Below are 14,439 nucleotides of genomic sequence, written 5' to 3'. Positions count from 1 at the left end.
AAGTTTTTCTTTTTTGGATTTTTGTACCCAGACAATATTTGTTTTAGAACCTTGTTTTCAGATTATTTTCTTGATAAAATAGAAGTTATGACAAGATATAAAGCAACTATTTCCTATGATGGTTACGCCTTTGCTGGTTTTCAGCGTCAGCCTCATGCGCGTAGCGTTCAGGAAGAAATTGAAAAAACCTTGACCAGGTTAAATAAAGGGCAAGCCATTACTGTTCACGGTGCTGGTAGGACTGATAGTGGGGTTCATGCTCTGGGACAGGTTATTCATTTTGACCTGCCTTATCAAATGGATGAGGAGAAGCTCCGTTTTGCTTTGGACACCCAGTCTCCTGAAGATATCGATGTGATTTCAATTGAGCTTGTGGCGGATGATTTTCATTGCCGTTATGCCAAGCATAGCAAGACCTATGAGTTTATCGTGGATAGGGGCCGTCCCAAGAATCCTATGCGCCGTCACTATGCCACTCACTTTCCTTATCCGCTTGATGTGGAACGAATGCAGGAGGCTGTCAAGAAATTAGAAGGGACCCATGATTTTACAGGTTTTACAGCCTCTGGGACTAGTGTAGAGGACAAGGTTCGTACTATTACAGAAGCTAGTCTTAGGGTTGATGAGACAGGCCAGTTTTTGACTTTTACCTTTTCAGGAAATGGTTTCTTGTATAAGCAGATTCGCAATATGGTGGGGACACTGCTCAAAATCGGCAACAACCGCATGCCAGTGGAGCAGATTGACCTCATCTTGGAGAAAAAGGACAGGCAACTTGCAGGTCCCACTGCAGCACCTAATGGTTTGTATTTAAAGGAGATTCGTTATGAAGAATAATCGTATTTTAGCACTTTCAGGAAATGATATTTTTAGTGGTGGTGGATTGTCCGCTGATTTGGCTACCTATACCTTGAACGGCTTGCATGGCTTTGTAGCAGTGACTTGTTTGACAGCCTTGACGGAAAAGGGCTTTGAAGTCTTTCCAACTGAGGATACCATTTTTCAACATGAATTAGATAGCTTGCATGATGTGGAATTTGCAGGGATTAAGATTGGTCTTCTACCAACTGTCAGTGTGGCTGAGAAGGCCTTGGACTTTATCAAACAACGCCCAGGAGTGCCTGTGGTTCTGGATCCTGTCCTGGTCTGCAAGGAAACGCACGACGTAGCAGTTAGTGAACTCTGCCAAGAGTTGATTCGCTTTTTCCCTCATGTCAGTGTGATTACGCCTAATCTTCCTGAAGCAGAATTACTAGCAGATCAAGAGATTAAAACCCTTGAAGATATGAAGGCTGCAGCGCAGAAATTGCATGAATTAGGAGCGCCAGCAGTCATTATCAAGGGAGGCAATCGACTTAGTCAGGACAAGGCTGTAGATGTCTTTTATGACGGACAAAAATTTACAGTCCTAGAAAATCCTGTCATCCAAGGCCAAAATGCTGGTGCAGGTTGTACCTTTGCCTCTAGCATTGCCAGTCACCTAGTCAAAGGTGATGAACTTTTACCAGCAGTAGAAAGCTCTAAGGCTTTCGTTTATCGTTCTATTGCACAAGCAGATCAGTATGGAGTAAGACAATATGAAGCAAACCAAAACAACTAAAATTGCCCTTGTATCCCTATTAACCGCCCTCTCTGTGGTTCTAGGTTATTTCTTAAAAATTCCAACACCGACAGGCATTCTAACTCTTTTAGATGCAGGTGTCTTCTTTACGGCCTTCTACTTTGGTAGTCGTGAAGGGGCTGTAGTCGGAGGACTAGCAGGTTTCTTGATTGACCTCTTATCAGGCTATCCTCAGTGGATGTTCTTTAGCTTGGTCAACCATGGCTTGCAGGGATTTTTCGCAGGATTTAAAGGAAAAACTCAGTGGTTAGGCCTTATCTTAGCAACGATTGCCATGGTAGGGGGTTACGCCTTGGGTTCTACTTTGATGAATGGCTGGGCATCAGCCCTACCAGAAATCCTACCAAATTTCATGCAAAATATGGTAGGGATGATTGTAGGATTTATCCTTAGTCAAAGTATCAAGAAGATTAAGTAATACTCTTCGAAAATCTCTTCAAACCACATCAGTTTCCATCTGCAACCTCAAAACATTGTTTTGAGCAACCTGCGGCTAGCTTCCTGGTTTGCACTTTGATTTTCATTGAGTATAAAGAGGCTGGATAAAAGTCTTAAAAATCAGAAAAACGCATAGTATCAGGTGTTGAAAACTTGATATTATGCGTTTTATTGTGGGAAGATTTTCGAAGAATATTAATCAAAATAAAGCAAGTCTTTGCTGGTGCTTGTAAAGAGGTCAAAACCATCTTTGGTAACAACACCGCAGTCTTCGATACGGACACCGACTTTACCAGGGATATAGATACCTGGTTCAACAGAGAAGCACATGCCTTCTTCGATGATCATGTCGTTTCCTTCCATGATAGATGGGAATTCGTGGACATCCATACCGATACCGTGACCAAGACGGTGGTTGAAGTACTCGCCGTAACCAGCTTTTTCGATGACCTCACGGGCAGCGCGGTCCACTTCATGGGCAGTCACACCTGGTTTGATAAAGTCTAGAGCAGCTTGTTGAGCTTCAAGAGTCAAGTTGTAAATGTCTTTCTTGAATTGGTCTGGTTTACCAACAGCGACTGTACGAGTCATGTCTGATGCGTAACCGTTGACGAGAACACCTAGGTCAAAGAGGAGAAGGGCATCATTTTCAACCTTATTAGCTGCTGGAATACCGTGTGGATTTGCAGCATTATCACCAGTCAAGACCATGGTATCAAAACTCATTTCATAGCCTTCACGTTTCATGGCAAAGTCGATTTGAGCGATGATATCTGTCTCAGTCTTATCAAGAGAAATATTTTCAAAACCAACATTAACAGCCTTGTCCACATAGAGACCTGCAACCATCATTTTTTGCACTTCGTCAGCTGATTTGATGAGGCGCATGCGTTGGATGCGAGGAGTAAGGTTTTCAAACTCAGCTGTTTCAAAGACAGTTTTTAAGCCATGATATTTGGTCAAGATGAGATTGTCAAACTCGACTGCAACACGTTTGAAGTCAAGTTGTGGAAGAGCATGTTTCATTTTTTGCCATGGATTTTCAGAATCCACATAGCCCACAACTGGGAAGGAAACAGTGCTACTTGCACGCTCAACCTCAAGGGCTGGGACAAAGAGGAGGGGTTCTTGAACCGCTAGGACAAAAAGGAACATTTGGCGTTCATGGGGATCACTGTAAAAGCCAGTGAGGTAATTGATTGTGACGGGGTCAGATACGACAGCGACGTCTAGTTTTTCTGATTCAAGATATGCTACGATTTGTTGTAATTTAGACATATGCTACCTTCTTTCTACCCCTCTATTTTGGCAAAAAATGAGAGAAAATGCAAGGGAGAAGGGTAAAAGAAAAGACAAAAAGAACTCCGACAAGATAACGGGGTTCTTTGATATAGTTTCACTTTGTTTAAGAAAAGTCAGCCTTGCTTTTGACGTCGCTGTATTCCTCAGCGATTTCTTGGCTGAGAATGTCCTCATAGGCAGGGAGTTGGATGTCCTGACCATATTTCTTCTTGAGGGCAGTAGTGACTAGGCGATAAGCTAGATTGGCATTGCGAGAGAGGATAGGCCCGTGGAAGTAGGAACCAAAGACATTCTTATAATGAACCCCTTCGCCGACTTTTTCTTCGTTATTTCCATTTCCATAGACAACCTGTCCCAGTGGTTTTTGATCATCTGAGAGGAAGGTACGGCCCTGATGATTCTCAAATCCGTAGTAGGTTTCATCGAAATCTTCATTATGAATCTTGATGTCCCCGATAAAACGGTTATTGGTCTGGTTGAGCGTGTAGTGGCCCATGACACCTAGCCCTTCGATACGTCTCCCTGAAGCTTCAACATAATATTGACCCAATAGTTGGAAACCACCGCAGATAGCCAGAACCACACCGTCGTTTTGGATGTAGTTGTCAATGCTCTCTTTTTTAGCAGGTAGGTCGTCTGCAATGATACTCTGTTCAAAGTCTTGACCGCCACCGAAAAAGGCAATGTCGTAGTGATTTTCATCAAAGTTATCATGGAGAGAAACGATGTCAACCGTCACATGGGCTCCCAGTTTTTCAGCCACATACTTAAGCATGAGGATGTTTCCATTGTCCCCGTAGGTATTCATGAGATTTCCGTAGAGGTGAGCAATGTTGAGCTGATAGGGGTAATTGCCAGCTTTTGAGGAAAGTGAAGTATAAACCATTAGTTCATCTCCTTTCTAACAATCTGACGACTAGCCAGCAGTTCGCGGAATTCCAGCATAGCAGTATAGGTAGCCAGAATATAAGCATGCTTGCAGTCTTGGTTCTCAATGGTCTTGAGAACTTGCTCCAGACTACTTGTTTCAGTGATTTTATCAGCTGGATAGCCTGTTACTCGTAGACGACGTGCAATTTCAGAATGACGCACACCGCCAGCGTTGATTTCAGGGATGTCCATGTCAGTGATTTGTTCAAAATCAGCATCCCAGATCCAACTGGTATCAATTCCATCTGCATAGTTAGCGTTAAGAAGGACTGATAGGCTAAATGGATAAGGAGCTAGTTTAATCATTTCGATAGCTTGGGTTGCACCGACTGGATTTTTAATCAAGACGAGGGTACATTCCTTGTCACCGATATGGAAGGTTTCTTGACGTCCAAAGACAGCACGGCTCTTATCAAATCCCTGCTTGATGAGTTGCGAATCTGCGCCGAGGAAACGGGCGATAGCAACCGCAGCTAGGGCGTTGTAGATATTGTAGAGACCACCGATTTGGATACCATATTCTTGTCCGTCAATAACAAAGCGAGAGCGATTGTTGGTCAACTCAACTAGTTCTGTCAAGCGATAGTCGAGATCAGGACGTTTACATCCGCAGCCTTCACAGATATAGGCACCCAAGTTTGCATAGGTATTGTGCTCATATTTGAGGATGCCTTGGCAGTCAGGACAGAGAATTCCTTCTGTATTGTAGTGAGCTTCTCGAGCGGGTCCTTTTTCTAAGTCAAAACCAAAATACTGTACAGGATTTGGAATAGCTGGCTTGTAGAAAAGTGGACTGTCTCCATTAAGGAGAACAGTGGCAGTAGGCACTTTACGAATAGCATCCAAAATCATCTTGTAAGTTGTGTAAATCTCACCATAGCGGTCCATCTGGTCACGGAAGATATTGGTGATGACAAAAAGGCTTGGCTGGATATAGTCACAGATACGAGATAGACTGGCTTCATCGATTTCTAGAACGGCAATATTTTTCCCAGTTTTAGAAGATTTGGCTGTTAAGAAGGTTGTCGCAATTCCTGTAATCATGTTGGCACCGCTTGGGTTGGTCAGAACTTGACCATAAACCTCTTTTAAAATGCCGACAGTGAGGGCTGTTGTCAAGGTTTTTCCGTTGGTTCCAGTGACCACGACAATCTCGTAGTTCTTAGCTAGGTTTTGTAAAATATCTTTATCAAATTGAAGGGCGACTTTTCCTGGGAGCGTACTTCCACGGCCAAGACGGCTCAAAACGAAGTGGGAAGAACGCCCAGCAAGAAGGCCCAAGGTAGTTTTTAATTTCATGTTTCTATTATATCATAAAAGAGGGAAAAGACAGATTTGAGATTTCGCAGAAGTAAAAACAGCCCAAGGAGGGCTGTTCGATACGATTAAATCTCAACTTAAATCGCAAACAAGTCATTCAAGTTCTCAGCCAAGGTTGGGTGAGTGAAGATTTGTTTTGTGAAGTAAGTGTAAGGAATCTTGTTGTCCATAGCAACAGTGATGATGTTGATGATTTCTTGAGAACCTTCTGAGAAGATGCTTGCTCCAAGAATTTCTTTTGTTTCAGTATTAACAACAGCTTTGAAAGCTCCGCGAAGGTCTCCGTTTACGTGACCACGAGGCATTGCTGCAACAGGGATTTCCTTAACGGCGTATGGAAGTTTCAAATCAGCTGCTTGGTTTTCAGTCAAACCAACTTGTGAAAGTGCAGGTGTGATAAACATTGTGTTTGGTACATTGAGACGGTCTTCAAGTGTGTAGCTACCATCTCCAGCAAGGTAGCTGTAAACAACACGGAAGTCATCAAGTGAAATGTAAGTAAATTGAAGGCCACCGTTGACATCTCCAACTGCAAAGACACCAGGAACGTTTGTTTGACAGTGTTTGTCTACTTTAATAGCACCACGTTCAGTTAGTTCAATATCTGTATTTTCAAGTTGAAGTGGTTCTACATTTGGTTTGCGTCCAGTTGCGTAAAGAAGGGCGTCGAAACGGTAAGTTTCGTTTTCAGTTACGACAAGGACTTGGTCACCGTCATTTTTGATTTCAGTAGTACGGATATTTTGAAGCAATTCAATACCGTCTTCTTCCATGTATTGTTTAGCAAGCGCTGCAATGGAAGGTTCTGCACGAGGAAGGAAAGTATCCAAGGCATCTAAGACTGTAACCTTGCTTCCAAGTTTGTTGTAAAGACCAGCAAATTCAAGACCGATATTTCCTCCACCAAGAACTCCAAGTTTTTCAGGCAATTTGTCCAAGTTTTGGATACCTGTTGAGTCAAAGACGTTTTTGCTTGTAGCAAGTCCAGGGATTGGCAAGACGTTTGAAACAGCACCAGTGTTGATGACGATTGTTTCAGCAGTCAGTTCTTTCTTTTCATCACCAGCTTGGATTTCGATGACTTTATTTGAAAGGAAGTGAGCTTCCGCATCAAAGATATCCACGCCTGTACCAGCAACAGTCGCATAGTTTTTACCGTTGAGGCGACCAGTGATAGTGTTTTTGGTAGCAATCACTTCTTCAAAAGACAAGTCTTTCTCAGCAGCAACTAGCAAAGTTTTAGTTGGGATACAACCAATGTTGATACAAGTTCCACCGTACATAGCTTTGCTACGTTCAATGAGGGCAACTTTTTTGCCAGCTGAAGCCAATTTACCAGCTAGTGTTTTACCAGCTTTACCAAATCCGATAACGATTAAATCATAAGTTAACATTTATCTTCCTCCTATTCGCATTTCATTCTAGCACAAGAAAAAAACTTTTGCACAATTCTGCTACGCTTTAAAAAAGTTAATGAAATAGTGGAAATTTTAGCCTTATTTTCTCAGAAAATCGTTTACATGACTTTATCGACGGATTTAACTATCTTTTGCTTCTCTCTTGTGTTATACTAGATAGGTTGCAAAGAAAACAGTACTTTTCTTTTGTGGAAAAGAAGCAACACGATTTTGTATCCAGTATATGAAAATACGTCATAAAAAGAAAAGTATAAACTAAGCCCTATAGGGTGGCTTCGCACCACCTTTAGAAAGAAGAATAACGTGAAATTTAATGAATTAAACTTGTCTGCTGATTTGCTAGCAGAGATTGAAAAAGCTGGTTTTGTAGAAGCCAGTCCTATCCAAGAACAGACTATTCCCTTGGCTCTTGAAGGTAAGGATGTTATCGGTCAAGCTCAGACTGGTACAGGAAAAACTGCAGCCTTTGGTTTGCCAACCCTTGAAAAAATCCGTACAGAAGAAGCGACCATTCAAGCTTTGGTTATCGCTCCAACACGTGAACTTGCTGTCCAAAGTCAAGAAGAACTCTTCCGTTTTGGTCGTAGCAAGGGAGTCAAAGTTCGCTCAGTATATGGTGGATCAAGTATTGAAAAACAAATTAAGGCTCTTAAATCTGGTGCCCATATCGTGGTGGGAACACCGGGTCGTCTTTTGGACTTGATTAAACGCAAGGCCTTGAAATTACAAGATATTGAAACTCTTATCCTTGACGAAGCAGATGAAATGCTCAACATGGGCTTCCTTGAAGACATCGAAGCTATCATCTCCCGCGTCCCTGAAAGCCGTCAAACCTTACTTTTCTCAGCAACTATGCCAGATGCCATCAAACGTATCGGTGTTCAGTTTATGAAAGAACCTGAGCATGTGAAGATTGCGGCTAAGGAATTGACAACAGAATTGGTTGACCAGTACTATATCCGAGTTAAAGAGCAAGAAAAATTTGATACCATGACTCGTCTTATGGATGTGGAACAACCAGAACTTGCTATCGTATTTGGTCGTACAAAACGCCGTGTGGATGAATTGACTCGTGGTCTGAAAATCCGTGGTTTCCGTGCAGAAGGAATTCATGGTGATTTGGACCAAAACAAACGTCTTCGTGTCCTTCGTGACTTTAAAAATGGCAATCTTGATGTTTTGGTTGCGACAGACGTTGCAGCGCGTGGGTTGGATATTTCAGGTGTGACCCATGTCTATAACTACGATATTCCACAAGATCCTGAAAGTTATGTTCACCGTATCGGTCGTACAGGTCGTGCTGGTAAGTCAGGTCAGTCTATTACTTTCGTATCACCAAATGAAATGGGCTACCTCCAAATCATTGAAAACTTGACTAAGAAACGCATGAAAGGCTTGAAACCAGCGACAGCTGAAGAAGCCTTCCAAGCTAAGAAACAAGTAGCGCTCAAGAAAATCGAACGTGATTTTGCAGATGAGACAATCCGTGGCAACTTTGAGAAATTTGCTAAAGATGCTCGTAAGTTAGCAGCAGAATTCAGTCCAGAAGAATTGGCTATGTATATCTTGAGTCTGACTGTTCAAGACCCAGATAGTCTTCCTGAAGTGGAGATTGCACGTGAAAAACCACTGCCATTTAAACCATCAGGTAATGGCTTCGGTGGTAAAGGTAAGGGAGGTCGTCGTGGAGATGACCGTCGTGATAATCGCCGTGGAGACAACCGTCGTGGTGGTCGTCGTGATGATTTCAAAAAAGGAAGTCGTGGCAATGATCGTTTTGATAAGGAAAAACGTTACCGTAAGGATAATAAAAAACCACGCAATACTTCAAGTGAAAAGCAAACAGGCTTTGTGATTCGTAACAAGGGCGATAAATAAGAAAAAGCGGTTCAAAATGAATCGCTTTTTTATATAAGGAGACTGAATGGAAAAGAAAGATAAATAAAATAGATATATTATCTTCTTATAATGTTATGATACACAAAAATAGGGGGCTTGTCAATAGAAAAGAAGCAATTTAATTAAAAATATTCTTGTTTTTTTAAATTGCAATTAAATAAGCAATTTTCAGATAATAATTGAAAATTCAAGCTGTTTATGTTATAATGATAGCGATTAAATTCGAGGTGAAAAATGGCACATTTATTAGAAAAAACTAGAAAAATTACTTCTATCCTGAAGCGCTCAGACGAGCAGTTGCAGGAAGAGCTTCCCTACAATGCGATTACCCGTCAATTGGCAGATATTATTGACTGTAACGCCTGTATCGTTAATAGCAAGGGACGTCTCCTTGGTTATTTCATGCGTTACAAAACCAATACAGATCGTGTAGAGCAGTTCTTCCAAACTAAGATTTTCCCTGATGACTATATTCAAGGTGCGAACATGATTTACGATACAGAAGCCAATCTGACAGTTGATCATGATTTGAGTATTTTCCCTGTGGAAAGTCGTGCCGACTTTCCAGATGGTTTGACGACCATTGCACCGATTCATGTATCAGGGATTCGCCTTGGCTCTTTGATTATTTGGCGCAATGATAAAAAATTCGAAGACGAGGACTTGATTCTTGTTGAGATTGCGAGTACCGTTGTTGGGATTCAACTCCTTAATTTCCAACGTGAAGAAGATGAGAAAAATATTCGCCGCCGTACTGCTGTTACCATGGCGGTTAATACCCTTTCTTACTCTGAACTCCGTGCTGTTTCAGCAATTTTAGGGGAATTAAATGGAAATGAAGGCCAGTTGACTGCGTCTGTGATTGCAGACCGTATCGGTATTACCCGTTCTGTGATTGTCAATGCTCTTCGTAAACTTGAGTCGGCAGGGATTATTGAAAGTCGCTCACTTGGAATGAAGGGAACCTATCTTAAGGTCTTGATTTCAGATATTTTTGAAGAAGTGAAGAAAAGAGATTACTAATGACTAAGGCTTTAATTTCGATTGATTATACAGAAGATTTTGTTGCTGATAGTGGAAAATTGACAGCAGGCGCTCCAGCTCAGGCGATTTCGGATGCTATTAGCAAGGTGACTCGGTTAGCTTTTGAACGCGGAGATTACATCTTCTTTACAATAGATGCTCACGAAGAAAACGATTGTTTCCATCCAGAAAGCAAGCTATTTCCTCCTCACAATTTGATTGGGACTAGTGGACGGAATTTATACGGAGATTTGGGGACCTTTTATCAAGAGCATGGTTCAGACAGTCGTGTCTTTTGGATGGATAAACGCCATTACTCAGCTTTTTCAGGGACTGACCTGGATATCCGCTTGAGAGAGCGTCGAATTTCTACAGTTATCTTAACAGGAGTCTTGACGGATATCTGTGTCCTGCATACAGCTATAGATGCCTATAATCTAGGATATGACATCGAGATTGTTAAACCAGCTGTTGCTTCCATCTGGCCTGAAAATCACCAATTTGCCCTTGGACATTTTAAAAATACACTTGGAGCTAAGTTAGTAGATGAAAATCTAAATGAAATTTCTGAGTAATTTGGTTGATGAAATGAAAAAAATTGAAAAAAAGTGTTGACAAGCATCCTAAAAGTTGATATACTAGTAAAGTAATCGACGCGGGGATGGCGGAATTGGCAGACGCGCAGGACTAAGGATCCTGTGACCGCTTTAGGTCGTGAGGGTTCAAGTCCCTCTCTCCGCATAGGATAAGAGTTAGCTTAAGCTAGCTCTTTTGTTTTCATCTAATTCAAGTAGAGCAAAAAATTTTTGCTCTTTTTTTGTATTTCATAAACATTTCATATTTGGATTTTATAATAGTCTTACAAATATGGAGGTGACAAATGAATCCAATCCAAAGAGCTTGGGCCTATGTCAGCAGAAAACGACTGAGAAGTTTTATTTTATTTCTGATTTTATTGGTCCTATTGGCTGGAATTTCAGCCTGTTTGACTTTGATGAAGTCCAACAAAACAGTTGAAACCAATCTTTACAAATCACTCAACACATCTTTTTCTATTAAGAAGATAGAAAATGGTCAGACTTTCAAGTTATCAGAGTTAGCATCTGTAAGCAAGATTAAGGGACTGGAAAATGTTTCTCCTGAACTCGAGACGGTCGCAAAACTAAAAGACAAGGAAGCGGTGAGTGGCGAGCAGAGCGTGGAGCGTGATGATTTGTCAGCTGCGGACAAGAACTTGGTTAGCTTAACTGCTCTTGAGGATTCATCCAAGGATGTGACCTTCACCAGCTCGGCTTTCAACTTAAAAGAAGGGCGACACCTTCAAAAAGGGGATTCAAAGAAAATCATCATCCACGAAGAGTTGGCTAAGAAGAACGGTCTTTCGCTTCATGACAAGATTCGTTTAGATGCTGGACAGTCAGAATCTGGCAAAGGACAAACAGTTGAGTTTGAAATTGTCGGCATCTTCTCTGGTAAAAAACAAGAGAAATTTACAGGGTTGTCTTCTGACTTCAGTGAAAACCAAGTCTTTACAGACTATGAAAGTAGCCAAACTCTTTTAGGAAATAGTGAACCTCAAGTCAGTGCAGTTCGCTTCTATGTAGAAAATCCTAAGGAAATGGACGGACTCATGAAGCAGGTTGAAAACTTGTCTTTGGAAAATCAAGGCTATCAAGTCGAAAAGGAAAACAAGGCTTTTGAACAAATCAAAGACTCGGTTGCAACTTTCCAAACCTTCCTAACCATCTTCCTTTATGGGATGTTGATAGCCGGAGCTGGAGCCTTAATTCTGGTCTTATCTCTCTGGTTGAGAGAAAGGGTCTATGAAGTGGGGATTTTACTGGCACTTGGAAAAGGCAAGAGCTCGATCTTCCTACAGTTCTGTTTAGAGGTAGTTTTGGTATCTCTCGGTGCTTTGCTTCCAGCATTTGCTGCAGGAAACACAATCACATCCTACCTACTTCAAACTCTACTAGCAAGTGGAGATCAAGCAGTCTTACAAGACACGCTAGCCAAAGCAAGTGGTCTATCAAGTAGTTTATTATCGTTTGCAGAATCCTATGTCTTTCTGCTGTTGATTAGTTGCCTATCTGTAGCCCTTTGTTTCCTATTCTTATTTAGAAAATCGCCGAAAGAAATTTTATCATCTATTAGTTAAGAAGGAGAAATCATGACTTTATTACAATTACAAGATGTTACCTACCGTTATAAGAACACTGCTGAAGCAGTCCTATATCAGATCAATTATAATTTTGAACCCGGGAAATTTTACAGTATTATTGGGGAGTCAGGAGCAGGAAAATCCACTCTCTTGTCCCTGCTTGCTGGTCTAGATAGTCCTGTTGAAGGTTCTATCCTTTTCCAAGGAGAGGACATTCGTAAGAAGGGATATTCTTACCATCGCATGCACCATATTTCCTTGGTCTTTCAAAATTATAACTTGATAGATTATCTTTCTCCACTGGAAAATATCCGCTTGGTCAATAAAAAGGCAAGCAAGGATACGCTCCTTGAGCTTGGTTTGGATGAAAGTCAGATCAAGCGGAATGTTCTCCAGTTATCAGGTGGTCAACAGCAACGTGTTGCTATTGCTCGTAGTTTGGTCTCAGAAGCTCCAGTTATTCTAGCGGATGAACCAACGGGAAATCTGGACCCTAAAACTGCTGGAGATATTGTCGAACTGCTCAAATCACTTGCCCAGAAAACAGGTAAATGTGTCATCGTCGTAACTCACAGCAAAGAAGTGGCACAAGCGTCAGATATTACACTTGAGTTGAAGGACAAGAAACTGACTGAAACTCGCAATACTACGAAATAATATGAGCTTTTTCTGTTATACTCTTCGAAAATCAAATTCAAACCACGTCATCGTCGCCTTACCGTACTCAAGTACAGCTTACGGCTAGCTTCCTAGTTTGCTTTTTGATTTTCATTGAGTATCAGAACTATAAAATAGAACAACATCTAGAAAGGGAACCTATGTTACACAATGCATTTGCTTATGTTACAAGGAAGTTTTTCAAATCGATCGTTATCTTCCTGATTATTCTCCTCATGGCGAGCTTGAGTTTGGTCGGCTTGTCAATTAAGGGAGCTACTGCCAAGGCTTCTCAGGAGACCTTTAAAAATATCACCAACAGTTTCTCCATGCAAATCAATCGTCGCGTCAATCAAGGAACGCCACGTGGTGCTGGGAATATTAAGGGTGAGGATATCAAAAAAATCACTGAAAACAAGGCTATCGAGTCTTATGTTAAACGCATCAACGCTATTGGGGATTTGACTGGCTATGAACTCATCGAAACGCCAGAAACCAAGAAAAATCTGACACCTGACCGTGCCAAACATTTTGGAAGTAGCTTGATGATTACAGGTGTCAATGACTCCTCTAAAGAAGACAAGTTTGTCTCTGGTTCTTATAAGCTGGTCGAAGGTGAGCACCTAACCAACGATGACAAGGACAAGATCCTCCTGCACAAGGACTTGGCAGCCAAACACGGCTGGAAAGTAGGGGATAAGGTCAAACTGGACTCCAATATCTACGATGCAGACAATGAAAAAGGTGCCAAGGAAACAGTCGAAGTGACAATCAAGGGACTCTTTGATGGTCACAATAAGTCGGCAGTTACTTACTCACAAGAACTCTATGAAAACACAGCTATCACAGACATACATACGGCCGCTAAGTTATATGGATACACAGAAGACACAGCCATTTATGGGGACGCTACCTTCTTTGTAACAGCGGATAAGAACTTGGATGATGTTATGAAAGAGTTGAATGGTATCAGTGGTATCAACTGGAAGAGCTATACACTCGTTAAGAGCTCATCTAACTACCCAGCCCTTGAGCAATCTATCTCTGGTATGTACAAGATGGCCAATCTCCTCTTCTGGGGTAGCTTGAGCTTCTCAGTTCTTCTCCTTGCCCTCTTACTCAGCCTTTGGATCAATGCCCGTCGCAAGGAAGTGGGAATTCTCCTCTCTATCGGTCTCAAGCAGGCAAGTATCTTGGGTCAATTCATCACCGAATCCATCTTGATTGCCATCCCTGCTCTTGTTTCTGCTTATTTCTTAGCTAACTACACAGCGCGTGCAATCGGGAATACTGTTTTTGCCAATGTCACTTCAGGTGTTGTTAAGCAGGCTAGCAAGGCTGCTCAGGCCTCTAACCTTGGTGGTGGTGCAGAAGTTGATGGCTTTAGCAAGACTTTGTCGAGCCTAGATATTTCCATTCAGACATCAGACTTTATCATCGTCTTTGTCCTGGCCTTGGTTCTAGTGGTTCTCGTTATGGCACTTGCTTCAAGCAATCTCCTTAGAAAGCAACCAAAAGAACTCTTGCTGGATAGCGAATAACAAACTTGCTACCTATTCTCCCCTAAATGGGGTATAATATAGGTAGCATTTTTATCTATTTTATCTTGATAAGGCCTCTTTCTTTCAGGATGAACTTGAGATGATTTACAAGAAATTTAAAGGAATGTG

Annotated in this window: 13 protein-coding genes and 1 tRNA gene; 10 read left to right on the top strand and 4 right to left on the bottom strand. The window is 41.6% G+C overall.

Features of this window, described 5'->3' with window-relative positions; all coding sequences use genetic code 11:
* The first annotated feature begins 87 nt into the window (after positions 1–87).
* The 3 genes from truA to O3616_RS08750 are packed head-to-tail and all read left to right on the top strand — an operon-like array spanning position 88 to position 2,039.
* On the top strand, positions 88–837 hold the full coding sequence (gene truA / locus O3616_RS08760) for a tRNA pseudouridine(38-40) synthase TruA (protein WP_261034850.1): 750 nt from the start codon (positions 88–90) through the stop codon (positions 835–837).
* Positions 827–1,600: a bifunctional hydroxymethylpyrimidine kinase/phosphomethylpyrimidine kinase gene (locus O3616_RS08755; RefSeq protein ID WP_371638654.1), complete on the top strand. Its 774-nt coding sequence runs from the start codon at positions 827–829 to the stop codon at positions 1,598–1,600. Before truA ends, O3616_RS08755 begins: the two co-directional genes overlap by 11 nt.
* Positions 1,578–2,039, top strand: a complete 462-nt coding sequence (locus O3616_RS08750) for an ECF transporter S component (RefSeq protein WP_125429461.1) — start codon at positions 1,578–1,580, stop codon at positions 2,037–2,039. The genes O3616_RS08755 and O3616_RS08750 overlap by 23 nt, the downstream gene beginning before the upstream one ends.
* A 215-nt stretch (positions 2,040–2,254) precedes the next feature.
* On the opposite strand, the gene O3616_RS08745 is transcribed toward O3616_RS08750, so the two are convergent.
* The 4 genes from O3616_RS08745 to O3616_RS08730 form a co-directional block, all read right to left on the bottom strand.
* Entirely contained in the window at positions 2,255–3,337 is a 1,083-nt protein-coding gene (locus O3616_RS08745) for a M24 family metallopeptidase (RefSeq protein WP_371638653.1), read from the bottom strand.
* A gap of 127 nt (positions 3,338–3,464) precedes the next feature.
* On the bottom strand, positions 3,465–4,247 hold the full coding sequence (gatD, locus tag O3616_RS08740) for a lipid II isoglutaminyl synthase subunit GatD (protein ID WP_049499586.1): 783 nt from the start codon (positions 4,245–4,247) through the stop codon (positions 3,465–3,467).
* Complete coding sequence (gene murT / locus O3616_RS08735; RefSeq protein WP_371638652.1) at positions 4,247–5,590, bottom strand: lipid II isoglutaminyl synthase subunit MurT; 1,344 nt, start codon at positions 5,588–5,590, stop codon at positions 4,247–4,249. The genes gatD and murT overlap by 1 nt, the downstream gene beginning before the upstream one ends.
* 98 nt (positions 5,591–5,688) lie before the next feature.
* Positions 5,689–7,005 (bottom strand): FAD-containing oxidoreductase, encoded by a 1,317-nt coding sequence (locus tag O3616_RS08730; RefSeq protein ID WP_371638651.1) that lies wholly within the window; start codon positions 7,003–7,005, stop codon positions 5,689–5,691.
* Between the two features lie 327 nt (positions 7,006–7,332).
* On the opposite strand from O3616_RS08730, the gene O3616_RS08725 reads away from it, so the two are divergent.
* From O3616_RS08725 to vex3, 7 genes are all read left to right on the top strand, one after another.
* The gene (locus tag O3616_RS08725) at positions 7,333–8,907 is read left to right on the top strand and encodes a DEAD/DEAH box helicase (protein ID WP_371638650.1); all 1,575 of its coding nucleotides are present in this window, start codon (positions 7,333–7,335) and stop codon (positions 8,905–8,907) included.
* A gap of 255 nt (positions 8,908–9,162) precedes the next feature.
* Positions 9,163–9,951 carry a GTP-sensing pleiotropic transcriptional regulator CodY gene (codY, locus tag O3616_RS08720; RefSeq protein ID WP_000940721.1) on the top strand — a complete coding sequence of 263 codons (789 nt, stop codon included), beginning with the start codon at positions 9,163–9,165 and terminating at the stop codon, positions 9,949–9,951.
* On the top strand, positions 9,951–10,526 hold the full coding sequence (locus tag O3616_RS08715) for a cysteine hydrolase family protein (protein WP_042750413.1): 576 nt from the start codon (positions 9,951–9,953) through the stop codon (positions 10,524–10,526). Before codY ends, O3616_RS08715 begins: the two co-directional genes overlap by 1 nt.
* An 80-nt stretch (positions 10,527–10,606) precedes the next feature.
* Positions 10,607–10,692 (top strand) — tRNA-Leu (locus tag O3616_RS08710).
* A 139-nt stretch (positions 10,693–10,831) separates the two neighbouring features.
* Complete coding sequence (locus O3616_RS08705; protein ID WP_371638649.1) at positions 10,832–12,109, top strand: ABC transporter permease; 1,278 nt, start codon at positions 10,832–10,834, stop codon at positions 12,107–12,109.
* 12 nt (positions 12,110–12,121) lie between these two features.
* The gene (gene vex2 / locus O3616_RS08700; RefSeq protein ID WP_000173751.1) at positions 12,122–12,769 is read left to right on the top strand and encodes an ABC transporter ATP-binding subunit Vex2; all 648 of its coding nucleotides are present in this window, start codon (positions 12,122–12,124) and stop codon (positions 12,767–12,769) included.
* 161 nt (positions 12,770–12,930) lie between these two features.
* On the top strand, positions 12,931–14,310 hold the full coding sequence (vex3, locus tag O3616_RS08695; RefSeq protein ID WP_371638648.1) for an ABC transporter permease subunit Vex3: 1,380 nt from the start codon (positions 12,931–12,933) through the stop codon (positions 14,308–14,310).
* Positions 14,311–14,439: the final 129 nt, after the last annotated feature.

Source organism: Streptococcus sp. 27098_8_86 (assembly GCF_041432595.1).
Classification (GTDB): Bacteria; Bacillota; Bacilli; order Lactobacillales; family Streptococcaceae; genus Streptococcus; species Streptococcus pneumoniae_F.
This window is presented reverse-complemented; position numbering and strand designations above follow the sequence as displayed.